Consider the following 23,495-nt stretch of genomic DNA (forward strand, 5'->3'; position numbering starts at 1 on the left):
TCTCATTTCACAGCGCCCCCTCAAACGGAAACACCATCCTTCCCGCTAGTTCCGGGAAATCAATGAACGGATTGCGGTTGCCTTGGATGAAGAAAATCGCGCTGTTGCGATGATGCTCATACACCGTTGGCGGAAATTGTTCGTGCCAACGGACAAGGAGCGGAATATCGATTTTGCGCCGGAATGATTTCGCGATCGCCTTCGGGTAGCGAAGCAGAAAGTAAAGCATCGCCCTTGCCGCCGTCCCTTTGCCGTATTCCGGCTCGAAATAGCCGTTATGAACGACGCCGCAGCGGTTTTGGATTTGCTCGTCGGGATCTTCCGGATTGTAAAACGGGAAATCCGCGTACGGAAAATTCGACCGCATCGTATTGCACTCCGGCTGGCAAACGAATAAATGATGCAAATCGCCTTTCATCGGTTCGCGGGCGCCAAACCAAGACTGCGGCACGACATGTTCGGCATTGAATTTCCATTGCTGCTCGATCGTGTTCACCCGCTCGTGCACATCGCCCCATCCATTTTTCGTCCTTCTCAACAGTTGACGAAACTCTTCATAACGCCGCTTCATCGTTTCCACATCTTGAACGATCAGTGTTCGTGGATCTTTCCGCTCGCCGGAATACAAGCTGCGCACCGTTCCGTCCGGGTGCAAGTCGACCCATGTGTACAAATACTCATCCTTGCTGAAAAAATACGGCAGCCGCCGCTTATGGGTGTGCGCCGCCAGTTCATGATAGCGGACAAACAACATCAATCCGTCCCCTTCAAGCGGCAGATGGCGGTAATACCGTTCGCGCGCCCGTTGGTCTTCATCCGCACGATAATACGCGTCCTCCACCGCGAGCCGCTCATTCAGCTGCTCGAGCCGTTCTTTCGGATCTTCCTCCCGCCATTGGCCGAGCTCCTCAAGCCGCCGTTCCGCCTCTCCCATCGGCGCTCCCCTTTCTTTTTTCTTTTAGTGTATCATGGAAGGCGAAAGAGGGCGACAACAGCGTTAATGCAAAAGAAACGATGTCGCGCCGAACAAAACGGCGGCGATGCCGGCGGCGATCAACGATGGGATCAACTTCGTGCGCGCGTATTCCATCACCGGCAAATCCAAAATGGTGCAAAGCGTCACCGTATTGTCGCTAAGCGGCGACGCAAACGCCCCGAACGTCCCGCTCGCAAACACCGCGCCGATGACCGGCAAAATGTTCGTTCCCGACTGGCTCGCTAGCGTCACACCAAGCGGCATCAACATCCCCCACGTCCCCCACGACGAGCCGATGAAATAGGAAATGACAGCGCCAAGCAAAAACAAAATCGGGGCGACGAAAAACAGCGGAATCCATTCTTTGACATGGCCCGTAATGTATTGCGAAAACCCTAAATCCTCCGCCACAGCCGACAGCGCCCAAATGAGCGCCAGCATTAAACGGAATGCTTCGGACGTACACGATGTACGGCTCCGCTCCGATGCCAGCCGTATCAAGCACCTTATCGATGACCGACACCATATAGCCGACAAACGCGGTGGCAATTGGGATGAGCGCGACAACCGGGTTGGATGTCACCTCAATGGCAAAGCCGATTTGCTGGGACGACAGCCCAAGCCGTTTGCGCAGCGCCTTCATGATCGGCGCGACGGTGACGATGCGAAAATCGGGGTCGCTAAACGTCACCATCGTCGAAATCCACGTCAGCAGCATGGCGGTTTTGGCCGATTTCACTTTTTTGCTGACGAGATGGACAAATCCTTTGATTCCGCCGGTGTATTTGATCATGCTCACAAGACCGGCGAACACATACAAGAAAATGATGATGCGAATGTTGTTCGTCTGCATCAAGTTATCGACGACGTAATGAAGCATCGTCCGCAACCCGCCAAGCAAGGACGGGGTCATCAAATAACTGCCAACCAACAGCCCGACAAACAGCCCGGGGATGACTTGCTTCGTCCAAATCGAAATCGGGATGACAACTAAAAATGGCAAGAGAGCTTTCCACGACGGTTCCATTGGCCATTCACTCCTTTCTTTAAAAAGTATGGCGATGGTTTCCCTTGTCTATGCAAACGGTCATTGATTTTCCCCCAACAACGGGGAGACGAGTCTACACAAAAAGCGCGCCGCATGGTGGCACGCGCAAGCGAAACCGCTTTCCTACCTAAAAAAATAAAAAGCTGCCAATTAGACAGCTTTCACCGCTTCTCTTCGGGACGGCAGCGCCAACAAGTGGAGCGTCACTTCCGGCTTCGAGCCGATCCGGATGTTCACCCCGGTCTGCCCAAGCCCTTCGTTGATATAAAACGGTTTTCCCTCCCATTCATGATAACCTTTGATCATGTTCCGCTCGGTGAGCGTTTTGCTCATTTTCGCCAAATGGTACGGCTTTGGCCAATGAATTTGCCCGCCGTGGAAGTGGCCGGACAACAAGTAGTCAAAATGATAGTCTTTCATATGCGGCACGATGTCTGGATCGTGCGTCAACACGAGGTTAAGGCCGTCTTTGACGCCCGCATACGCCTTTTCAATGTCGCTGCGCCCCGTGTAAAAGTCATCGATGCCGATGATATTGACGGTGTGACCGTTGACGGTAATCGTCTTCGTCTCGTTTTGCAAGACGACGCAGCCGTGCGCCTCCAGCGTCGCTTTCAGGCGCTCGAACGACTCGCCTTGCAGCACGTAATCGTGGTTGCCAAACACGGCGTACATGCCATATGTCGGATTCAACTGTTTCAACGCCGTCAAATACGGACCGAGCTTGGCGATGCTTTCCTCACGGTCCAAAAAGTCGCCCGTTAAGGCGATCAAATCGATGCGCTCCCCTTTCAGCTTTTCATACACATCATCCGGGGAAATGGACAGCTTTTCCAAATGAAGGTCAGACAGCTGCAAAATGCGGATGGCGCCGTTCCCACCGTCCAGACTGCCGACCTGAACTTTATGCAAAACCGCTTCATACGTGTTGCGGTGGGCTTTGCGAATGGCCAAAACAAGCAATAAAAAGATTGATAGAATAATGAAAACGAACGTCATTGTCTTCTCTCCTCCCTCGATACCCATTATAGTGAAACGGAGGAGAGAAGAAAGAGGGAGTTAGTGGATGAGATGGCAGCCGTACAACGAAAACAATTTTTCCTTTGACATCACCAAATATTTCGGCGGGCGGACAAGCGGCATGAGACGGTGTTGGGCCACTGTCATCATCGGCCAATGGGATGCCATTTTCAACCAACGGTAAAATGAATCCGCTATGTCAATGACATCAAATCCGAGTCTCTCACAACCTTTGTTTAACATCGTTACGCCGATAATCCCTTTTATGCAGGCGGACTGTTCGTGATGGTAAAGATAATGGGCAACATACGGCAAACTGGCCTTCACCTGTTCGAAAATATAACGTCCTTTTTGAATATCGCCTCGATACTGCATCAGTTCGCGAAGCAGACGAACATTATGAAGGTGAATTTTCAACAGCCAGTCATTGGCCGCGATCGTCGTTCCGTCCGAAAGATGAATGGTTTCACCCTTGTATCGAAGCAAACGGACGCGAAAAATGGAACGACAGCCGTTCTCTTTCCCACCAACATATTCGAGGCGGGAACATGCATAATAGAGCGGATCCATCAGTCCCCATACAGACAACAGCCACTGCGTCGCTTTGCTTCTCATTGGCGGCATCCTTCCCCTGTTCGTTCTATCCATTTACATTATGGAATCGATCGAGCGGCATTATAAATGGAGAAAAAAGGAGAAAAGATGGCTGCATGACCAGTCGGGAGACGCGCGTACTGAGGTCCAGTTCCATTTCGCCCCCTGCTCGAGGCTTTATCAAAAAAAGCGCGCACGAATCTCTATGCGCGCCAAACAACTATGCTCTTATGATTGGACAAACGCCACTGTATTTACATCCTGTTGGCACACGGCCAGGCGGTTTTCCGCATGCTTTGCTTCCAAGCAGGGGATGCATCCAAAATTCGAATCTGCCCGCGCCCCTAGGAACGCATCCGAAAATGCGCATTCATTTGCCCTTTCAACATCCGCTCGCGCAGCTCTTTCGTCATTTCCTGACGGATTTCCCACGTCGATACCCCTTCCTCGCGCTGATTGGCGATTTTCATCAACTGCTCCACATCGGCGAACGAATATTTGCGGATGCCTTTGGAACGGTCAGGGAACACCAGCTTCCGTTCCTCGTAATAACGAATTTGCCGCTGCGACAGCCCGGTCAGTTCGCTGACGACACCGATCGAAATGACTTTTTTGTATTTGTAATGATCCTCTTGAGGATGATCTGTCATACTCCTCACCTCAATTCGTTATATTTTCTAACGTAATTATACCAAAAATGATGCTAGCCCGCTAACTTTTGTAAATAAAATTAACATATTTTTTAAATTTCCTGTAAATGTACTTAACACATTTGCTGTACACTGAAGAAAAAGATAGTATGGTAAAGGTAAAAACAGGGAGGGAATCGAATGGGGACATGGATGAGAAGCGCTGTGCGGAAGAAAAAGCAATTTTATATTGAACAGCTCGTACGGTTCGGCTTAGCCGCTGACCGTGATCGGTTTGAAGAATGGACAATGGCCGAACTGCGACGCGAATACGAACGATTCCACCCCGCCCACACGATCGAAGGAGGACGCCGCCATGGACAAACAAGCCCTCGAACTGGCCAAGCGCATCATTGAACTTGACCTCGAGCGCGATGCGATGTTTGAACAGCTGATCGCCCTCATCGGCAATCAAGCGGATGAGCTGCTTCGATTTTTGCAAAATCGATTATAAAACGATCATGCGAAAGTGCCCTGAATTTCTTCACGGGCACCTTTTTTCACCCTCATTCTTCAACAGAAATCCTTCCGAAATCAGCGCCAAGGCTGGAAAAACTTAAGAAACGCCGCGAACCCCCCCTCTTTGTCAACCTAAAGAAAGGACTGTGTTCCACCAGTTTTTTCGTTCAATCAAACTTTGGGTTACCCTATTCATTCTGCTGCTTTTTGAGAGAACGATTCGATCGCAACCGTCGTCCCTTGAAGGCGACGAGCGGCCATCACCGCGACCATGAAAACGAAGGCCAGCATCCAAAACCCATACGCCGAAGAACCGGTCCACTGCTTCATCACCCCGAGCACGTTTGGCAGCAAAAACCCTCCCAGTCCGCCAGCGGCGCCGATGATGCCCGTCAACAAGCCAACCTCTTTCGGAAACCACGTCGGAACAACTTGGAACAACGCACCGTTCGCCGCGCCAAAACAAAGGAAAAGAGCAACCATCAATCCGAACAGGACGAAAAGAGACGGCAATGTACCGATGCAAGCCAGCAACAAAGTCCCAGCGGCAAACAACAAGGAAATAAGCCGCATCCCCCCGATCCGGTCAGCGAGATAACCGCCAATCGGGCGGATGAAACTGCCCGCAAACACGACGGCGGTGACGAAATCGCCGGCCGTGACTTTGCTGATGCCGTATTCATCAAAGAAGAAAATGCCCAAGTAACCCGTCAGCCCGACAAATCCGCCGAATGACAAGCTGTAGAAGAAACAAAACAGCCATGCTTCTTTTCGCTGGAGGACGGCTCGGTATTCACGCAACGAAACGGGTTTCACCGCTGTTGGACATTCACGCGCCAGCCAAGCGAACAAAATGAAGACGACAACAAGCGGTACGAGCGCCAATCCGAACACCGCGTTCCACCCATACGCCTCCGCCAGCCGCGGGCCAAACAGCGTCGCCAGCACCGTCCCGCTGTTGCCGGCCCCGGCGATCCCCATGGCCAGCCCTTGATATTCTTTCGGATACCAGCGGCTCGCGAGCGGCAACGCAACGGCAAAGCTGGCTCCGCCCACCCCTAATAAAAATCCGAGCGCATACACATCCGTCATCTGATCTGCAAACCGCCAGCCCCACACAAGCGGCATAGCCGTCACCGCCATGCCAAGCAGACCGGCCCGCTTCCCGCCCCAGCGGTCTGCCAAAAGCCCCATCGGAATGCGAAGCAGCGCCCCGCCCAACACGGGAATGGCGACCATCATCCCTTTTTCCGCCGGCGTGAGCGCAAACTGTTCAGCGACAAACACCCCGAGCGCGCCAAGCAAGTTCCAAATCATAAAGCTGATATCAAAATACAAAAACGACGATAAAAGCGTCGGCGCATGCCCGACGCGCCAAAACGATTTTCTCGCCATCTTCCCCCACTCCCCCTTGGCACAGAATGTTCGTTATGTTAAAATGGAAATGAAATCGATTTCTCCACCTACTTCCCGCCGTATTGCTGGGAAGTTTTTTTCTTATGGCGCGTCTCGGTCCGCGCGCCCCGCTGGGGATGATTCCCCGCCGCGGACGGAAAAGAGAGCGCTTTTTCCGGCGAAATGAACCACACAAGTCAATTTCTCCCTAAATCGACCACTGGCCGCACCCGAGCTGCGCACCGCTTAAACGCCGGCATCCGGCAATGGGGATCGAGCTCATCGGATGTGACGTTGTTGATTTGCCCAAGGCCGCTCCAGTGGAACGGGACAAAAATCGTATCCTCGCGAATTTGGTCATTGTATCGGCTGCGGACGACCGCCGCACCGCGGCGCGTTTCAATGCGCACAAGCATCCCTGGGCCGATCCCGTATCGTTTGGCCGTCCTCGGGTGGATTTCCACGACCGCCTCCGGCTGCCGCGCCGAAAGCGCCGGGCTCCGCCGCGTTTGCGTTCCGCTCAAATAATGAGCAAGCACCCGTCCGGTCGTTAAATAAAGCGGATACCATTCATCCGTCTCCTCTTTCTCCGGCCGAAACGGCAAAACCGCAAACCGAGCCTTGCCGTCCGGATGAGCAAACCGTTCCGTAAACAACCGAGGAGTCCCAGGATGATGCGCATCGGGGCAAGGCCAGTAGACACGTTCGCGCCGAAGCCGCTCATACGTCACACCGTAATAATCCGCTTTGCCGCCGCGGCTCGCCAACCGCAGTTCATTGAAAATCTCTTCGGCTGACGTGAACGGGAAGAAGCGGCCCTTGCCAAGCTTGTGCGCAATCGCGCATAAAATTTCCCAATCATGTTTCACCTCCCCAGGACGCTTCCGAGCCGCCGACCGAAAGCACACCCGCCCTTCGACGTTCGTCACCGTGCCTTCGTCTTCCAAATACGACGAAACAGGCAGCACGAGATCGGCCAGCTCTGCTGTTTCGGACAAAAACATATCCGCAACGACAAGAAACTTCAGTTTTTGCATCGCTTTGGCCACAAACGCCGCATTCGGGCTCGAGACGACGGGGTTCGACCCCATGACCAACAGCCCGGTGATCTCGCCCGCATCGATCTTTTGCATCATTTCATACGCTGACACCCCCTTTCGCGGCAGCTCATCCGGCGCAACGCCCCATACGCTTGCGATATACCGCCGGTGTTGCGGATGCTCAATGCTTCGGTAGCCCGGCAGCTGATCGGCTTTTTGTCCATGCTCGCGCCCGCCCTGCCCGTTCCCTTGTCCGGTGATCGAGCCAAACCCAGAGCCAGGACGGCCGATGTTTCCGGTTGCCAGCACGACGTTGATCCACTGTCTGACCGCCGCATAGCCGTCCGTCTGCTGCTCCAAGCCGCGCGCCGTGAGCACGATCGCATCGGCCGCCTCCCCGTACTTTCGCGCCGCCAAGCGAATCTTCTCTTCCGGCACGTCAGTCAGCCGGACGATCTCATCCATCTCCACTGCTTCTATGTGCTGTTTCCATTCGGCAAACCCAACCGTCCGCTCGCGCACAAACGCTTCATCGATATATCCTTCGTCAAGCAGCACTTTCCCGATGCCGACGGCCAGCGCCGCATCCGTTCCGGGCTTGAGCGGCAGGTGCAGATCCGCCAACGCCGCCGTTTTCGTTTCCCGCGGATCCACCACGATGATAAAAGCGCCGTTCTTCTTCGCTTCATAAAAATACGGCATCAACGTCGGCTGGCATTCGGCGACATTGGTCCCAGCCAAAATGATCGTCTGGGCGAGTGGAATGTCGGAGAGCGGATTCGTCAACCCGCGGTCAAGACCGAATGCGTCGTTCATGGCCGCTGCGGCTGCCGATATGCAAAAGCGTCCGTTGTAGTCGATGTGCCGTGTCTTGAGCGCCACGCGGGCAAATTTTCCAAGCAAATACGCTTCCTCGTTCGTCAATGACCCGCCGCCGTAAACGGCAAACGCATCAACTCCATCTTCCTTCTGAATGGAGATGATTCGTTCCGCGATCAGCGAAAGCGCCTCCTCCCAGCTGACCCGCACAAACCGGCCGTCCACTTTCGCAAGCGGAACCAACAGCCGCTCGGGATGCAAAGCGTGCTGGTGGGCGTTCATCCCCTTTAAACAAAGGCGGCCGTTGGACGTCGGGTTGTCGGTCGGGACCGCCTTGTAGCGGCGCCGCTCTACAATCCGCTCCTCCACCAGCTGAAGCGTGCACTGGACGCTGCAAAACGGACATTGCGTCGCGGCAGCCGTTTCTGACGCCCGTTCTTTTTCCTTGGCGCGAAAGTAGCGCAGCAATTCATTCGTCATCGTCATTCACCCGTTTCCTGCAACTCGACATATACACAGCCGTCTTCCACAGCCACGCGGTACGTTTTGACACACCCTTCATCCGGCGCCTGCGCCTGACCGTCTCTTAAGCAAATTTTCCAATCATGAAGCGGACAAAACACAAACTCGCCGCTCACAATACCTTGTGACAAATCGCCTCCTCGATGCGGACAGCGGTTTTCAACGGCAAATACTTGATCGTCACCCGTCCGGAACAACGCCAGCTCACGATTCCCGACCCGCACGCATTTTCCGAGCCGCTTCGGCAGCTGTTCGATTGTTCCCACTTCTACTCTCATCATCACTTGATCCTCCTCGCATGGATGCATAGTCAAAGGCCAGCCTGTTGGGCAGCCTCTTTTCTCTCCGCTGAAACGCTGGATAAGGCTGGGCGGCGGAAGCAACCGGCTTTTTTGCCCGCCCATCTTTCCGTTCGCCCGCCGTCATCCCCCTTCATTCCACCGGCACCGGCTCTTTGTCGCCGATATCGCGGAACAACAGTTGCTGCACTCTCTCGTTTTCGACGATGTCCCGCCACGGATCTGTTGTCGCGGAAAGAGCTTTGTAAAGCCGCTCAAGCAGCGCGCGGCGCGTTTCCACATCGAACAACACTTCGCGGATATGCTCAAGCCCGACGCGCTCGACCCATTTGGACGTCCGTTCCAAATAATGCGCGGACTCGCGGTAATATTGCAAAAAAGCACCGGTCATCTCGATCACTTCGTCTTCCGTCTTGACCGTGCAAAGCAAGTCAGCTGCACGCAAATGGGTGCCGCCGTTGCCGCCGACATAAATCTCCCATCCGCCCTCGACGCCGACGACGCCGACATCTTTAATGCCCGATTCCGCACAGTTGCGCGGGCAGGCGGAGACGGCCATTTTCACTTTATGCGGCGTTTTCAGCCGCTCAAATGTTTGTTCCATCCGAATGCCAAGCCCGGTTGAATCTTGCGTACCAAAGCGGCAAAACTGTTTGCCGACGCACGTTTTCACCGTCCGAAGCGCCTTGGCGTAGGCGTAGCCTGACGGCATGCCAAGATCGGCCCAAATGCGCGGCAAATCTTCTTTTTTCACCCCAAGCAAGTCAATGCGCTGCCCGCCGGTGATCTTAATCATCGGCACGTTGTATTTTTCCGCGACATCAGCGATGTTCCGCAGCTGTTCGGCTGTCGTCACCCCGCCATATATACGCGGGACAACGGAGTACGTGCCGTCGGCCTGGATGTTGGCGTGCAGCCGCTCATTGACAAACAAGGATTCCGCTTCTTCATCGTACTCGCCCGGATACAACATGCCCAGGTAATAATTGAGCGCCGGACGGCATTTCGAACACCCTTCCTCGTTTTTCCATCCCAATACACTCATCACTTCTTTGACCGTCATCAGCCGCTTTTCTTTGATCGCTGCAACCACTTCCTCGCGGCTTAGGTCCGTGCAGCCGCAGATCGTTTCTTTCACCGCATACCGGTTCGCTTCTTCACCAAGCATAAGCTCAAGCAGCTCGGCGACAAGCCCTTTGCATCCGCCGCACGAGCGAGACGCGTTCGTATAGTCGCGCACCTCGGCGACCGTCTTAAGCCCGTGTTCGGCAATCGCCTGACAAATCGCGCCTTTTGTCACCCCGTTGCAACCGCAAACCACATCGGTGTCGGCCATCGCCGCCACAAGGCTTCCTTTTCCTCCCGATGAAGCCGGCGCCAATAACGAAAGAGAAAGCGCCTCAACCGAATCGCCGCGCTGGATCATATCAAATAGTTTTCTTCCTTCGCTCGTATCGCCAAACAGCACGGCACCAACGATTTTCCCTTCGCGAACGACGACTTTCTTGTACACCGAGCGCGCTTCGTCGTACAGTTTGATCGACTCCGTCCCTTCGCCATCCATAAATTCACCAGCCGAGAACACGTCGACACCGGACACTTTCAGCTGAGTCGCAACGACCGATCCTTCATACGGCTTTCCTTTTCGGCCGCAAATCGCCTCTGCCAGCACTTTCCCCTGCTCATAAAGCGGAGCGACGAGCCCATACACAACACCGCGATGTTCCGCGCATTCACCGACCGCGTAAATGTGCGGCACGCTCGTTTCCAAGTAGTCATTGACAACGATCCCTCGATTCACTTCAATGCCGCTTCTCCGCGCTAAATCAACATTTGGACGAATGCCGACCGCCATCACCACCAAGTCGGCGGCAATGGACGTACCGTCCTTAAACCGCACTCCTTCCACACGGCCGTTGCCGAACAATTCAGCCGTCTCTTTGCGAAGCAAAAAGTTCATTCCTTGTTTCTCCAGCTCCCGCTGCAGCAGCTTCGAAGCGGTCGGATCAAGCTGGCGTTCCATCAAATAGTCGAAAATATGGATGACATCGACATCCATCCCTAAGTCAAGCAACCCGCGCGCCGCCTCCAAGCCAAGCAGGCCGCCGCCGATGACCGCCGCTTTTTTGTATGTCTTCGCATATTCGATCATCCGCTCGCAATCTTGGATATCGCGAAACGCCGTCACCCCGGGCAAATCCGCCCCCGGCACCGGCAAGATAAACGGATTCGACCCTGTCGCGAAAATCAATTCATCGTATTCGACTACCCGCCCACGGTCGGTCCGGACAAGCCGCCGCTTGATGTCGACTTCCGTCACCGTTTCGCCGACAAACAGCCGAATGCCGTTTCGTTCGTACCATTCCCAACTGTTCAACGTAATGTCATCAAGACGCGTATCTCCTTGCAGCACCTTCGACAACAAAATGCGGTTATAATTCGGATGCGGTTCGCTGCCAAAAATCGTGATCTCAAACGCCTCGCGGTCAAGTTTTAAAATCTCCTCGATGCAGCGAACCCCTGCCATGCCGTTGCCGATTAACACGAGTTTTCGTTTCATATCGTCATCCCTCCATACTTCTTGTCATCGATGCAGCCAAAGCCGGATCGTCATCACCAGCATCTCCCATAATCCGACCGTTCTTGTTTTCATCACCCTCACATTCCCCCTTTGCCTTAGCTGTGCCCATCATATCACGTCAAACATGAAGCATGCATTTTTTATGTCAGTTTATATAACACACTTTTAACAAAAAACATGAATAATCGCATGAAAAATCAGAGTAATATACGTATTTGTTGGAACCATGTAACTTTTTATCACATAAAAAAGCGGCCTTCCGCCTGATGGAGCGGAGGCCGCTTCTTGTTTGGAGGGTGCTTTATTAGGGGGATGATCAGTGAATCGGACGGGATTCCAACAGTTCATCGATAATGCGCGCGTAGTGGTCAATGCGCCGCTCCAGCTCCTCCATCTGCCGCTCAAGGCGGGTGATGTATTGACGGAAGGTCATCGGAGCGCCGAATCGCTGTTCGAGCCGCTCTTCGATTTTCTGCCGCTCGCCGTGGACAGAGACGAAGATGCGCATCTCGCGGCCGAACACTTCGCGGACGGTTTCACTGATGAGTTCGCCGTATCTTGTTTGCAGCCATTCACATTGAATCTCGTTTAGGCATTCGATGATGAGCCAATCGTCATCCACCGTCGCGGACGTCGAAGCAAACCAAGTGTCAAATGACGGACCAGACAGCTTTTGCGCAAGCTTCGTTTTCACTTGCTCCCACAGATGATACTCCTTCACACATTCACCCCCTTTCGTCTACTCGCCTGGCTGCCATAGATGTTCGCGCAATTTCGCCCGAATGTCATCCGGAATCGGCTCGGGCCGCCCGGTGTCAAAATTGAAATTGACATACACCGACCGCCCTTTCGCGCACACCACCCCGTTTTGGTGGATTTCTTCATAAATCGTGAGGCTTGTGTTGCCGATGCGCTCAATGCCGGTATACACAGTCACATCTTGCCCATAATACAGTTGGTTGACGTAGTCAACCTCCATGCGGATGATCACCATCCGCCAACGTTTGAATGACAAGTCAGGTGTAAACAGCTTGAAAATTTCATGCCGCCCCGCTTCAAACCAAACGGGCACGGTCGTATTGTTAATATGGCCGACGCCGTCCGTTTCTGACACGCGCGGCGTAATGACAGTCGTAAACACGAACGCCCCTCCTCCACAAGAACTGGAATCGTCTTTTGTCGAATTTCGGCGGCTGATGTATATGGGTTCGCTCCACGATGTGGAAATTCCTGCTTCACCATCAAGAAAACGTGAAAAACGTCACCCCTTGAGCGGAAGGGGGATCCAACCTGAGGAGCGAGACCCTATTTCCAACAGCCAAAGAAAAAACAGGAGCCTGAAGCAGCCCCTGTTTTTGTGTTCTCACTTGTTGTTCGGTTCCATGATCGTCCCGGCAAACGCGGCTTGATAAATCGCGCGGATGTCGGCTTCCGAAAGCGGCATCGGGCTGCGAGCGAGCAGCCGTTTTTGCTGGACGGCGTCTTTCGTCAGACTTTCTAATGCGCTTTCCGGAATGCCAAAACCGCCGAGCGTCTTCGGAATGCCGACATCGGCGACGAGGCGCTCGAGCTCCTCGACGCAGCGGTGCGACGCCTCCTCCTCTGATAAAAAGCTCGAGTTGCCGCCAAGGGCGTTTAAGATATCAGCCATTCGTTTCGTGCAGCTTTGGCGAATGTAGCCCATCACATACGGCAAGAGCACGGCATTTGATTCGCCATGGGCGATATGAAACTGTCCGCCAAGCGGATAAGCGAGCGCATGCACGCCGGCCACCCCGGCGTTGAAAAACGCCAAACCGGCCAGGTAGCTGCCGTTCGCCATATCGATGCGCGCCTGTTTGTCCGTTCCGTTTTCCACCGCCTTGCGCAATGAGCGGGCAATGAGGCGCATCGCCTGAAGCGCCAAGCCGTCCGACGTCGGGCTCGCGTTGACCGACACGTACGCTTCAACCGCATGGGTAAGCGCATCAATGCCCGTCGCCGCCGTCACCCGCGGCGGAACAGAAACCGTGAGTTGCGGGTCGACGATCGCCACATCCGCCAACAAATAGTCATGCGTCACGACGTCTTTCGTCGTTTCTAAGGACAACACGGAGATGTTCGTCACCTCCGACCCGGTGCCTGATGTCGTCGGAATCAATATTTTCGGCAATCCTTTTTTCTCAAGTGTTCTCGTTCCAGTTAAGTTTAAATAATCGGCGACCGAACCTTCATGCACGGCCAAAACAGCGGCCAGTTTCGCCAAATCCAGCGCGCTGCCGCCGCCGACCCCGATGACGAGATCAAACTCTCCGTCGCGGACAAACGCCACCGCCTTTTCCCCCGTTTCAAGCGGCGGCTCCGGCACAACATCCGTATACACATGCACGCTGCACCCTGCTTGCCGGAGCGGGGACGCCACTTGCTCGACGAGGCCAATTTTTTCAAGCGCTGGATCGGTGATCACCAACACGTGTGTGCCTCCAAGCCTTTTTACTTCTGGAACTAACTGGCCAAGCGCCCCCCAGCCGACATGGCTGAGCGGTGGAAAGACGATGCGGGATGCGGTCATGGTTTTCTCTCCCCCTTATTCAACATTTTTTCGGAAGAATGAACGCGTTTTCTTTCCATCCGCATAACCAAACTCCTATGCTCGCCAAGCTTCCTCCAGCTCCCTCTTCAGCTCTTCGACAAGCTCCGCCGCCGGAAGCTCCCGCGCCAGCCGATATCCCGTCCCGGCCCAAAGCGACATTCCCTCCGGGTCGCCCGCCTTGGCGGATGCGGCGCGCAGCGGCTTCGTCATATGGTGCACATGCGGATACGCCGCCGGCGCCAAGGCGCGATACTCCGCCATAAACCGGTTCACAAGCCCGCGCGCCGGCCGGCCGGTAAACGCCCTCGTCACGGCCGTCTCCACAAACCGCGGATCGGCAAGCGCCTGCTTATGGAGCGGATGCGCCCCGCTTTCCGGGCAGCGCAAAAACGCCGTCCCGAGCTGCACCGCGCTCGCCCCGGCTTTAAGAGCCGCCGCAATGCCGCGCCCGTCCATGATCCCGCCCGCCGCCACAAGCGGAACCCGGACCGCTGCCCGCACTTGGGCCAGCAGCGGGAACAACGCGAGCGTCTCATCCTTTTTCGGATCGTTGCCAAACGACGCCCGATGCCCTCCCGCTTCCTCCCCTTGCACACAAAGCGCATTCGCCCCTGCTTCAGCAGCCATGCAGGCTTCTTCCCTTGATGTCACCGTCACCATGACAAACGACCCGGCCTTTTGCAAGGCGGCGATCACTTCCTTGTCCGGGCAGCCGAACGTAAAGCTCACGACCGGCACTCGCTCCTGAAGAAGCACATCAAGCTTCGCCGCCCAGTCGTCGTCCTCCCATTTCGGCTCGCCGACTGACGCCCCAAGCCGCTCCGCCTCGGATTCGAGCACGGCGCGGTAGCGTTCGAGCGCCTTTTCATCCACTGTTTTATCCCCCGGCACAAACACATTCACCCCAAACGGCCGGTCCGTCAACGTCCGCAGCTTGTGAATTTCCTTCCTCATGGCCTCCGCTGTCTTGTACCCGCCGGCCAAAAAACCAAGCCCTCCGGCGTTGGACACCGCCGCGGCCAGTTCAGGCGTCGACACCCCGCCAGCCATCGGGGCTTGGATGATCGGGATGGGAAGTGTAGAGAACATACGTATCTCCCTTCTTTCGGCTAAAACCGTTTTGCCCCTCTCCTATTTTTTCGCGCTTCGTGCTCGGATTTCCTCCCCCCTTTGTCGAATCAATCTTTACGCCGACTATGTCTTTTGCACGCTCCATGAACGACAGCTGTCCGGCCAACGCGGCGCGTTTTCAACATCTCACATACATATGGTAAGAACAGGTGTTATCCGTTGTTCAATCAATCGATCGAAACATAAAGCGAACAATACGATCCATGCCTAATCGCTGTCACCTGACGTCCAATAAACAGGCTGTTTGTTCATGATTTGTCCCTTTACTCAATATCCTTTAACAAACGGCTGGCCACTTTGATAAACGTTTTGCCATCCTCAAACGAAAAATAGCGCATGCTGTTTTCATGAACAAGTTCTTCGATTTTTGCCCATGTCTCCGTATCGCGGCGATGGTGGATGCGTTCGAGCTTCTCTACTTCCAGCTTCAAGGCACGAACCACCCACTCCGGTTCATCCGCTAGAAATCGCAAAAACTGTTCTTCTAATTGAGCATTGTAAAACGTCTGATTGTAATACGAGTCAAAGAAATATTGAAGATGTTCGAATTCTTTTCGAATGTCCATGTTTCATCTCCACCTTTCAAGTTCTCCTTTCGACAAACGTGGCGGGTCATCCTGCCTTATTGCTTGATCAAACAAAAAACTCCCCAAACCATCCACTGGTTTAGGGAGTTTATCGTCACGGCCGAAACGCCTTTAACCGTTTCGCCAGTTCTTTCGTACGCGGATATACATCGCGATAAATCGCAAACAGCTCTTTGTATTTCGCCACCGCATCCGGCCGCGGTTCGACGACGGAATCGACTTGTTTGAACGCGTCGGCGCATTGCTTGAGCGAATCGAACCAACCGACGCCGCACGCGGCGATCATCGCGGCGCCTAGTCCCGGCCCTTGTTCGTTCTTCAGCTTTTCCACTGGGATGCCGAAAATATCGGCTTGGATTTGCAGCCACTCAGCGCTTTTCGCCCCGCCGCCGATCGAGACGACCGAATCGATCGTTTTGCCGCTCGCTTTGATGATCTCCACCGACTCGTTGAGCGAGAACGTAATCCCTTCCATGACCGCGCGGGCGAAATCCCATTTCGTCTGCCGCGAATCGACGCCGATAAACGACCCGCGAATATCGGCGTCCGCATAAGGCGTCCGCTCGCCGACCAAATACGGCGTAAACAACAACCCGTTCGCACCGATCGGCGACTCGGCAGCGCGCTGGACGATCTCGGCAAACGGCACGTCTTCCGCAAACGTCCGCTTCCACCAGTCAAAGCTGTAGCCCGCCGCCAGCGTCACGCCCATGATATAGTAAGCATTTGGATCGGCATGGTTGAAATAATGCACTCGTCCAGCGAAGTCTTTTTCCCCGCTTTGTTCATAGGCAAGCACAACGCCGGACGTGCCGATGCTTGACATCATGCGGCCTTCTACCAAAATGCCCGCGCCAACCGCGCCGCAGGCGTTGTCCGCCCCGCCGGCAAACACTTTCACCGATACCGGCAGCCCCGTCTGCTCGGCCACCTCCGGGCGCAGCGTCCCGACGAACGCCGTCGCCTCGACAAGCGGCGGGCAAAGCGTGAGATCGACGCCGACCGCACGGGCGATCGCCTCGCTCCACGTTTTCGTTTTGATATCCAACAGCAGCGTCCCCGCCGCATCCGATACATCCATCGCCATGTGCCCGGTCAAGCGGAAGCGGACATAATCTTTCGGCAACAAAAACACCCGCGCCTGCTCGTAAAGGTGGGGTTCATGGTTTTTCACCCACAGCAGTTTCGGCAGCGTAAACCCTTCCAGCGCCTCATTTTTGGCAATGGAAAGCAGCTGGTCGCGGCCGACCTTTTCTTCAATTTCCCGACACTCTTCCGTCGTTCTCGTATCATTCCACAAAATCGCATTGCGCACCACATTCCCATCGTCATCAAGCAGCACAAGCCCGTGCATCTGTCCGGAAAAACTAAGCCCCACGATCGACTCCGGAGAAACGCCCGCCGTCTCCCAGACGCGGCGCAGTGCGACGATCGTTTTTTCCACCCAATCGTCGGGGCGCTGCTCGCTATAGCCGGAATGCGGCTGGTAGAGAGGATAGGACTCGGTCCATTCCCCTCTTACCTGCCCGTTTCGATCGACAAGCAATACTTTGACTGCACTCGTTCCTAAATCGACGCCAATGACGTATTCCATCCTCATCCCTCTTTCACGAACGGGATACGCTCGGCACGCTGACTTCCAACAAATATTGGTTGAGCAGCGTTTTCAGCCGCTCTAAGCGGCCGGACGTATTGCGAATTTCGCCGAGTTGCAAGGCATACTCCTCAAGCTTTTTGAAGTCCGCCGTCCCTTCGACAATTTCGCGGCCAATGCCTTCCGTATAGCTTTTGTACCGCTCTTCGATGAACTGTTCAAACACGCGGTCTTCCAACAATCGATGCGCGACTTTTAAGCCGATCGCAAAGCTGTCCATCCCGGCGATATGGGCGTAGAACAAGTCTTCCGGTTCAAACGAACCTCTCCGCACTTTCGCGTCAAAGTTCAAGCCGCCGCGCCCAAGGCCGCCGTTTTGCAAAATTTCGTACATCGCCAAGGTCGTCGCATACAAGTCGGTCGGGAATTCGTCCGTATCCCAGCCGAGCAGCGTATCGCCTTGGTTGGCATCGACCGAACCGAGCATGCCATGGATGCGGGCGACGCGCAGTTCATGTTCAAACGTATGGCCCGCCAACGTCGCATGATTCGCTTCGATGTTGAATTTGAAATAATCCTTGAGCCCGTACGTTTGCAAGAATGCCAACGCTGTCGCGACATCAAAATCGTATTGATGCTTCGTCGGCTCTTTCGGCTTCGGCTCGATCAAAAACTGGCCGTCAAAACCGATCTCTTTCGCATAGTCGACCGCCATGTGCAAGAAGCGAGCCAAATTGTCAAGCTCCAACTTCATGTCCGTGTTCAGCAGCGTCTCATAACCTTCCCGGCCGCCCCAGAACACGTAGTTTTCCGCTCCGAGCCGCTTCGCGATCTCCAGCCCTTTTTTCACTTTCGCCGCCGCATAGGCGAACACATCGGCATTGCATGACGTTGCCGCCCCGTGAACGAAGCGCGGATGGCTGAACAAGTTCGCTGTATTCCACAGCAGTTTCGTTTTGCTTGTTTTCATGTATTCTTCAATCATATCGACAATTTCATCCAAGTTTTTGTACGTCTCGCTGAGCGTTTCCCCTTCCGGCGCGATGTCGACGTCATGGAAGCAGAAAAACGGAACGTTTAACTTTTCAAACAGCTCAAACGCCGCCTCCACGCGCGCCTTCGCCAAATCCATGCCGCTGTACTTATTCCATGGACGAATCATATTGCCGACGCCAAACGGATCCGATCCATCCCCCGTAAACGTATGCCAATACGCCACCGAAAAGCGCAAATGCTCCTCCATTGTTTTGTCGCCGACTTTTTCTTCCGGATTATAAAACTTAAACGCCAACGGATTGCGCGACTCTGGTCCTTCATATGGAATGGTGCCGATATTCGAGAAATACGCCATGTCCAAGTCCTCCTTAAATAAGCGAGAATGATTTGTTTCAGTTTTATTATAACGCTTTCATATTTGTTTGTATACCATATAAACAAAGTATTCTCACCTGTAAAACCACAACTATGTTGGTTGAAGTTTTACAGGGGGGATGGGCATACGATCCCCCCACACTCTGATGTTACCGTTTTTTATCTTAATTAGGCGAGAAGACTCCCACTTCAACAAAGCGAAGCGGAGTAAGTGGGAGATGAATCGCCTTAACTATATTTTGCTGAAAATAGGATAGATTCAGTAAAATATAGTATCATATAGTTAGATGGGAGGTGAAAACATGTATTTTTGTATCAAACAACAGCTAAATGGTTTGACCAAAGAAGAATACTTGACTCTTCGAGAACTGTGCCATATTGCCAAGAACATGTACAACGTCGGATTGTACAATGTCAGACAATACTATTTTGAACACAAGGAATTTCTTAATTATGAGAAAAACTATCATCTTGCCAAAACTAACGAAAACTATAAGCTGTTAAACAGCAACATGGCACAGCAAATTTTAAAAAAGGTCAATGAAGCCTTTAAATCTTTCTTTGGTTTGATCAGTCTTGCCAAACAAGGAAAATATGATCACAAGGCTATCAGTATTCCAAAATATCTTAAAAAAGATGGCTTTCATTCACTGATCATTGGCCAGATTCGTATAGACGGCAACAAATTCACGATACCGTATTCTCGCCTATTTAAAAAGACTCACAAGCCTATCACGATAACGATTCCGCCTGTGTTACTGGACAAAAAGATTAAGCAGATTGAAATCATTCCTAAGCATCATGCCAGGTTCTTTGAGATTCAGTACAAATATGAAATGCCTGAACTAATTAATGCTGATGTCAATGGCGCATTAAACATCTTAAAGAAAAGTAAAGCTGTAGACCTGAGTGTCTTATGCTCTAGCGGCGAAGTGGACACGCCTCAAAGAATAAGGATTGCTTGAAGCAGTCAAACTTCTTTGGAAGCCCCCACTTCAAATTTTCGCTAGAAAATTAAGTGGGGGTAGTTCACTACGTAATGCTTTACATCCTGACACTTGTTATGATGACTTTCTGTTTCCACAACTGCTTTCAGATTTTAAAATTCAACTTAGTCAACACTAAATCGATACCTTGTCATCGACACCTGCTCCTTGTCAGCCGGCAATACGATCGACGGAAACTGCGGATGGTGAATGGCATCCGGAAGCCCTTGCGTTTCTAAGCAAATGCCGAGATATTTCCGCGACGGCACGCCGCCCAAATCCAACCCTTCCGGCAACTGGTTCGACGTGTACACGACGACGCCGACTTCATCCGTCTCGACGGTCAATATCCGCCCACTCTCTGGATCGGAAAGCACAATCTCTTTGTCATGATGCCGGTCGAGCCAAAACGGATGGTCATAGCCTCCGCCAACGAGTTCGATTTGCGGATGCCCGGATTCGACCGCCTCCCGGATCGTCTTTCCTTGCCGCAAATCAAACGGCGTGCCGGCGACATCCAAGACGCGGCCTGTCGGAATCAACTCCTCATTCAGCTCCAACACACGGGAGCTTTGGATGGTCAGCGTGTGATCCAAAATATCACGCTTGCCGTTGCCGCTTAAGTTAAAATACGTATGGTTCGTCAAATTGACAAGCGTCGTTTTGTTCGAACGGGCCCGGTACGTGACGGTCCATTCGTTGTTATTATTGAGCCAATACGCTACTTGAACATGAACCGTTCCCGGATATCCCTCCTCCCCGTCCGGGCTTGTGTACGAAAAGACGATCCCAACCGCATCATCGCGCTGAACCGGTTCCGCCTGCCAAAGCACGCGATGGAATCCGTTCGGGCCGCCGTGCAAGTGGTTGTTGTTCTCATTTTTCGCCAACCGGTACGTGACGCCATCAAGCTCAAAACTCGCCCCTTGAATGCGCCCCGCCACCCGGCCGATCACCGCGCCAAAGTAAGGCTCATTCTCCACATACGGCTCAAACCGATCAAACCCAAGTACGACATTTTCGATGTTGCTGTTCCGGTCTGGAACGCGGATGTCCGTCACGATGCATCCGTAGTTTGTCGTCGACAGTTCCATGCCGCGATCATTGACCAAGGTGAACAACAGAATATCGTTTCCATTAAGTTCGGACCACTTTTCGTATGTAATGTTCATCTCGATTCTCCTCCCTCTAGAAATGTTGATCTATCAAGGCTTTTCGGCCTCTCAGGGGTGTCCAAAAAATATTTTTCGACAAAATCCCTTACATCCTTTTTCAGTTTTGTGGATATCTTACAGACCTAGGGTGCACTTCGCGGCCACGGCTGGTTATATTTTCCTGCCGCGGGGGGGGGGGGGGGGAAGCATATTCGATGCACCCTTTGGATCTCCGCGTCGCTGATGAGGACGAACCCTCCCATGTCTCCGGGCGTCTTCGCGCCAACATTCCCTCGTTCGGTCTCGTCATCAGGCGGAGGCCGGCCAAGCTCCTTTAGGGACTCAAGGTCGAATGGATGAAATCACGCCAGCTTCTCCGGTGTCATCTCGTTGTCCAACGATTCTTCCGTTCGCAGGGGGGAGGCCTTAGGCCGCCCGGTGTGGAACATGGGACAAGACGTCCTGCCTCATTCGCTCCGCGTCAAACGCTTGTTTCTTCGTGCAAATCGCAAACAGCACATTCAACAGCTTTCGGCATAACGCAACGATGGACTGCTTTCCGGTCAGCGGGTTGACGGGCCGGGTCGTATAGTACTCGTGCAGTTCGCGGAACGCCTCATTGTGCCGGATCAGCGGAATCACCGCCCGAAACAGCACTGATCGCAGCCGTTTCCGTCCCCGCTTGGAGATGTGCTTTTGCCCTTTGCGCTGGCCGGAGGAGTTCTCCTTGAGCGTCAGGCCCGCCAACTTCACCAATTGGCGCGGGTCCCGATAATGGGCGAAGCTGCCGATCTCCGCCAGCAGATCGATGATCGTGGCGTCTCCCAACCCGTCGACCGTTTTCAACCATTGGTACTCCATCGTCGTTTGAACCAATGCCTTCAACTCGGCGTCCAGTGCAGCGATCTCCGCCTCCAATTGGCGGTATCGGCGGACGAGCGCGGCGATCTCAAACCGGGCCATCTCTGTCCCTTCCGTCACCCCAATCGAGTCCTTCGCGGTGTTGATCAACGCCTGAATTTTGGCCTTCTGCGGGCATTTCATCCCTTCGCTTTGCCGGTACACCTCAAGAAGCTCCTCCACCGTCCGGCCGGCCATATCAGCCGGAAGCGGCGTCCACTCCAACACCGAAAGCGCCGTTTTCCCCAAGTCACGAAACACGGTCCAAAACTCTGGAAAATACCGATCCGTCCAGCGGACGATCGCGTTTTTCACCGCCGTCTGTTCCTTGCGGAGCTTCTCTTTGAGCGTGCTCCCCACGCGCAAATCGGCTTCAATCTCGTGCAGCAGCCGGGGAACGAGGAATCGTCCGTCTTTTGCCAGTCTGGCAATGACCAGGGCGTCTTTGGCGTCGTGTTTCGTCGGCAGGTTGTCATCAAGTTCTTTCGACCGGCACACATGCGCCGGGTTGACCATGACCAACGGGATCCCGTGCTCCTCGAGGAAGTAGGCCAGGTTCAACCAGTAGTGCCCGGTCGGCTCACGGCGACGATCACCTCTGACTTCCCGAACGCTTGCATCGCCCCCTGAATCGCTTTATACAGCTGTTGAAACCCCTCTTTCGACTGGAAGATCGGGAACGATTTGCGAAGCACGCGCCCCCGGTCATCCACGAAGCAGGCGTAGTGGGTTCGTTTCGCGATATCAATACCCACGACAAGCGTTTGTTCGGTTACTTGATCAATTTTATAGTTTTGTGTACAATTCATCTGAAGTCCTCCTTGGTATGGTGAGTGATGTGGTTGACACCCCTGTATCATACCAAGAGGGCTTTTTTTGATCAAGTCCCCGGAAAAGCTCCTAACGGGAATGCTCGCTCAAGGTGAAGCGGGCTCAGCCGGTGTATGTGCTCATGGATTCGTGGTATCCGTCCAAAAAGCTCATCGAAGCCTGTCTGAAACAGGGATTCCATGTCATCGCGATGCTCAAGACGAACCGGATTCTCTACCCGAAAGGCATCGCCATCCAAGCCAAGCAGTTTGCCCGCTATATCGAGTCCAAAGACACCCGCCTCGTCACGGTGGGGCAGGAGCGTTATCGCGTGTATCGCTATGAGGGGGCCATCCATGGCCTCGATGACGCGGTGGTGCTGCTGGCTTGGAAGGCGGATCAGCCGATGGCGCCGGAACATCTTCATTGCATCTTGAGCACCGACCGGGAACTCGGGGACGAAGACATCTTGCGTTACTACGCCCAGCGCTGGACGATCGAGTGCTTTTTCCGGCAGGCGAAAGATCAACTGAAGCTGGATGGATACCGCGTTCGCCACATTCGGGCGGTGAAACGGTATTGGGCGGTGGTGCTGCTCTCCTGCGTGTACAGCATCGCCGAATCCCGACAAAACCTCTCCACCGGGCTGGAGCTTCTTCGGTCGCGGAAAGACCACAGCGTCGTCGAGTTCATTTATGACGCTGCAAAGCAAGAGATTCCCATTGATGTGATCAAAAAACAGCTCCGTATCGCGTAAGGGGTACCCTGTTTGTCTCTCTAACCATGGAAATTATTGTAATGAAAAATGCTCATCTACAGTATTATTTTTAAATTTTGTATGTCAAAATCGCACAATGAAATCGATGTTTTATTTCCTGTTTGGAACGTTCATAAAACTCAACGAACAAAGGAGACTCCTGCCAAGATGCACACAAGCGCAGTCAGGCA

Annotated in this window: 18 protein-coding genes and 4 pseudogenes; 4 read left to right on the plus strand and 18 right to left on the minus strand. The window is 53.6% G+C overall.

The annotated features are described in order from the left end of the window. Nucleotides 1–7: 7 nt before the first annotated feature. The 5 genes and pseudogenes from ACR1UW_RS10685 to ACR1UW_RS10705 all read right to left on the minus strand — a co-directional run bounded on the left by ACR1UW_RS10685 (nucleotide 8) and on the right by ACR1UW_RS10705 (nucleotide 4,288). Nucleotides 8–934 carry an endonuclease I family protein gene (locus ACR1UW_RS10685; protein WP_341085301.1) on the minus strand — a complete coding sequence of 309 codons (927 nt, stop codon included), beginning with the start codon at nucleotides 932–934 and terminating at the stop codon, nucleotides 8–10. A 63-nt stretch (nucleotides 935–997) separates the two neighbouring features. Then, a pseudogene (locus ACR1UW_RS10690) lies at nucleotides 998–2,003 on the minus strand (Na+/H+ antiporter NhaC family protein). A 171-nt stretch (nucleotides 2,004–2,174) separates the two neighbouring features. Further along, nucleotides 2,175–3,023 (minus strand): metallophosphoesterase, encoded by an 849-nt coding sequence (locus ACR1UW_RS10695; RefSeq protein WP_498933253.1) that lies wholly within the window; start codon nucleotides 3,021–3,023, stop codon nucleotides 2,175–2,177. A 60-nt stretch (nucleotides 3,024–3,083) separates the two neighbouring features. Then, a complete protein-coding gene (locus ACR1UW_RS10700) occupies nucleotides 3,084–3,659 on the minus strand; it encodes a YkoP family protein (RefSeq protein WP_498933255.1) in 576 nt (191 codons plus the stop codon). A 323-nt stretch (nucleotides 3,660–3,982) separates the two neighbouring features. After that, nucleotides 3,983–4,288, minus strand: coding sequence for a MerR family transcriptional regulator (locus ACR1UW_RS10705; protein WP_047818455.1), 306 nt, complete (start codon nucleotides 4,286–4,288; stop codon nucleotides 3,983–3,985). Nucleotides 4,289–4,468: 180 nt separating this feature from the next. Between ACR1UW_RS10705 and ACR1UW_RS10710 the strand changes: the two genes are divergently transcribed. After that, on the plus strand, nucleotides 4,469–4,684 hold the full coding sequence (locus tag ACR1UW_RS10710) for a Fur-regulated basic protein FbpA (protein ID WP_498933256.1): 216 nt from the start codon (nucleotides 4,469–4,471) through the stop codon (nucleotides 4,682–4,684). After that, nucleotides 4,644–4,781: a protein YkzB gene (gene ykzB, locus ACR1UW_RS10715; protein WP_015374950.1), complete on the plus strand. Its 138-nt coding sequence runs from the start codon at nucleotides 4,644–4,646 to the stop codon at nucleotides 4,779–4,781. Before ACR1UW_RS10710 ends, ykzB begins: the two co-directional genes overlap by 41 nt. Nucleotides 4,782–4,978: 197 nt before the next feature. Here ykzB and ACR1UW_RS10720 read toward each other — a convergent pair whose 3' ends face one another. From ACR1UW_RS10720 to xylA, 11 genes are all read right to left on the minus strand, one after another. Further along, nucleotides 4,979–6,181: a nitrate/nitrite transporter gene (locus ACR1UW_RS10720; RefSeq protein WP_498933257.1), complete on the minus strand. Its 1,203-nt coding sequence runs from the start codon at nucleotides 6,179–6,181 to the stop codon at nucleotides 4,979–4,981. Nucleotides 6,182–6,378: 197 nt separating this feature from the next. Beyond that, nucleotides 6,379–8,526 (minus strand): assimilatory nitrate reductase catalytic subunit NasC, encoded by a 2,148-nt coding sequence (nasC, locus tag ACR1UW_RS10725; RefSeq protein WP_498933258.1) that lies wholly within the window; start codon nucleotides 8,524–8,526, stop codon nucleotides 6,379–6,381. Further along, nucleotides 8,523–8,843, minus strand: coding sequence for a nitrite reductase small subunit NirD (gene nirD, locus ACR1UW_RS10730; RefSeq protein ID WP_498933260.1), 321 nt, complete (start codon nucleotides 8,841–8,843; stop codon nucleotides 8,523–8,525). The genes nasC and nirD overlap by 4 nt, the downstream gene beginning before the upstream one ends. Nucleotides 8,844–8,994: 151 nt before the next feature. Beyond that, entirely contained in the window at nucleotides 8,995–11,421 is a 2,427-nt protein-coding gene (gene nirB / locus ACR1UW_RS10735) for a nitrite reductase large subunit NirB (protein WP_498933262.1), read from the minus strand. A gap of 337 nt (nucleotides 11,422–11,758) precedes the next feature. Beyond that, nucleotides 11,759–12,163, minus strand: a complete 405-nt coding sequence (locus ACR1UW_RS10740) for a DnaA N-terminal domain-containing protein (protein WP_498933264.1) — start codon at nucleotides 12,161–12,163, stop codon at nucleotides 11,759–11,761. Nucleotides 12,164–12,181: 18 nt separating this feature from the next. Then, the gene (locus ACR1UW_RS10745; RefSeq protein WP_446663160.1) at nucleotides 12,182–12,583 is read right to left on the minus strand and encodes an acyl-CoA thioesterase; all 402 of its coding nucleotides are present in this window, start codon (nucleotides 12,581–12,583) and stop codon (nucleotides 12,182–12,184) included. 222 nt (nucleotides 12,584–12,805) lie between these two features. Further along, nucleotides 12,806–13,993, minus strand: coding sequence for an iron-containing alcohol dehydrogenase (locus ACR1UW_RS10750; RefSeq protein WP_498933267.1), 1,188 nt, complete (start codon nucleotides 13,991–13,993; stop codon nucleotides 12,806–12,808). A 75-nt stretch (nucleotides 13,994–14,068) separates the two neighbouring features. Further along, the gene (locus ACR1UW_RS10755) at nucleotides 14,069–15,103 is read right to left on the minus strand and encodes a nitronate monooxygenase (protein ID WP_498933269.1); all 1,035 of its coding nucleotides are present in this window, start codon (nucleotides 15,101–15,103) and stop codon (nucleotides 14,069–14,071) included. 305 nt (nucleotides 15,104–15,408) lie between these two features. Further along, a complete protein-coding gene (locus tag ACR1UW_RS10760) occupies nucleotides 15,409–15,711 on the minus strand; it encodes a hypothetical protein (protein WP_011231363.1) in 303 nt (100 codons plus the stop codon). A gap of 115 nt (nucleotides 15,712–15,826) precedes the next feature. After that, nucleotides 15,827–17,326 (minus strand): xylulokinase, encoded by a 1,500-nt coding sequence (gene xylB / locus ACR1UW_RS10765; protein WP_498933271.1) that lies wholly within the window; start codon nucleotides 17,324–17,326, stop codon nucleotides 15,827–15,829. Between the two features lie 13 nt (nucleotides 17,327–17,339). Then, nucleotides 17,340–18,677 (minus strand): xylose isomerase, encoded by a 1,338-nt coding sequence (gene xylA / locus ACR1UW_RS10770; protein ID WP_498933273.1) that lies wholly within the window; start codon nucleotides 18,675–18,677, stop codon nucleotides 17,340–17,342. 322 nt (nucleotides 18,678–18,999) lie between these two features. On the opposite strand from xylA, the pseudogene ACR1UW_RS10775 reads away from it, so the two are divergent. Next, nucleotides 19,000–19,611: pseudogene (locus tag ACR1UW_RS10775) on the plus strand (nuclease/transposase family protein); the annotation flags it as partial. A 197-nt stretch (nucleotides 19,612–19,808) separates the two neighbouring features. On the opposite strand, the gene ACR1UW_RS10780 reads toward ACR1UW_RS10775, so the two are convergent. Beyond that, nucleotides 19,809–20,855, minus strand: a complete 1,047-nt coding sequence (locus ACR1UW_RS10780) for an aldose epimerase family protein (protein WP_047753057.1) — start codon at nucleotides 20,853–20,855, stop codon at nucleotides 19,809–19,811. Between the two features lie 408 nt (nucleotides 20,856–21,263). Next, nucleotides 21,264–22,546 (minus strand): annotated as a pseudogene (locus tag ACR1UW_RS10785) (IS110 family RNA-guided transposase). Nucleotides 22,547–22,650: 104 nt separating this feature from the next. On the opposite strand from ACR1UW_RS10785, the pseudogene ACR1UW_RS10790 reads away from it, so the two are divergent. Then, nucleotides 22,651–23,304: pseudogene (locus ACR1UW_RS10790) on the plus strand (transposase); the annotation flags it as partial. Between the last annotated feature and the right edge of the window lie 191 nt (nucleotides 23,305–23,495).

This window comes from Geobacillus lituanicus, from assembly GCF_050994965.1.
In the GTDB taxonomy this organism is placed as follows: domain Bacteria; phylum Bacillota; class Bacilli; order Bacillales; family Anoxybacillaceae; genus Geobacillus; species Geobacillus stearothermophilus.

Excerpts from the sequence above, each read along its gene's own strand:
- ACR1UW_RS10685 (WP_341085301.1), bottom strand. The coding sequence starts at position 934 with ATGGGAGAGGCGGAACGGCGGCTTGAGGAGCTCGGCCAATGGCGGGAG.
- ACR1UW_RS10695 (WP_498933253.1), bottom strand. The coding sequence starts at position 3,023 with ATGACGTTCGTTTTCATTATTCTATCAATCTTTTTATTGCTTGTTTTG.
- ACR1UW_RS10700 (WP_498933255.1), bottom strand. The coding sequence starts at position 3,659 with ATGAGAAGCAAAGCGACGCAGTGGCTGTTGTCTGTATGGGGACTGATG.
- ACR1UW_RS10705 (WP_047818455.1), bottom strand. The coding sequence starts at position 4,288 with ATGACAGATCATCCTCAAGAGGATCATTACAAATACAAAAAAGTCATT.
- ACR1UW_RS10710 (WP_498933256.1), top strand. The coding sequence starts at position 4,469 with ATGGGGACATGGATGAGAAGCGCTGTGCGGAAGAAAAAGCAATTTTAT.
- ykzB (WP_015374950.1), top strand. The coding sequence starts at position 4,644 with ATGGACAAACAAGCCCTCGAACTGGCCAAGCGCATCATTGAACTTGAC.
- ACR1UW_RS10720 (WP_498933257.1), bottom strand. The coding sequence starts at position 6,181 with ATGGCGAGAAAATCGTTTTGGCGCGTCGGGCATGCGCCGACGCTTTTA.
- nasC (WP_498933258.1), bottom strand. The coding sequence starts at position 8,526 with ATGACGATGACGAATGAATTGCTGCGCTACTTTCGCGCCAAGGAAAAA.
- nirD (WP_498933260.1), bottom strand. The coding sequence starts at position 8,843 with ATGATGAGAGTAGAAGTGGGAACAATCGAACAGCTGCCGAAGCGGCTC.
- nirB (WP_498933262.1), bottom strand. The coding sequence starts at position 11,421 with ATGAAACGAAAACTCGTGTTAATCGGCAACGGCATGGCAGGGGTTCGC.
- ACR1UW_RS10750 (WP_498933267.1), bottom strand. The coding sequence starts at position 13,993 with ATGACCGCATCCCGCATCGTCTTTCCACCGCTCAGCCATGTCGGCTGG.
- ACR1UW_RS10755 (WP_498933269.1), bottom strand. The coding sequence starts at position 15,103 with ATGTTCTCTACACTTCCCATCCCGATCATCCAAGCCCCGATGGCTGGC.
- ACR1UW_RS10760 (WP_011231363.1), bottom strand. The coding sequence starts at position 15,711 with ATGGACATTCGAAAAGAATTCGAACATCTTCAATATTTCTTTGACTCG.
- xylB (WP_498933271.1), bottom strand. The coding sequence starts at position 17,326 with ATGGAATACGTCATTGGCGTCGATTTAGGAACGAGTGCAGTCAAAGTA.
- xylA (WP_498933273.1), bottom strand. The coding sequence starts at position 18,677 with ATGGCGTATTTCTCGAATATCGGCACCATTCCATATGAAGGACCAGAG.
- ACR1UW_RS10780 (WP_047753057.1), bottom strand. The coding sequence starts at position 20,855 with ATGAACATTACATACGAAAAGTGGTCCGAACTTAATGGAAACGATATT.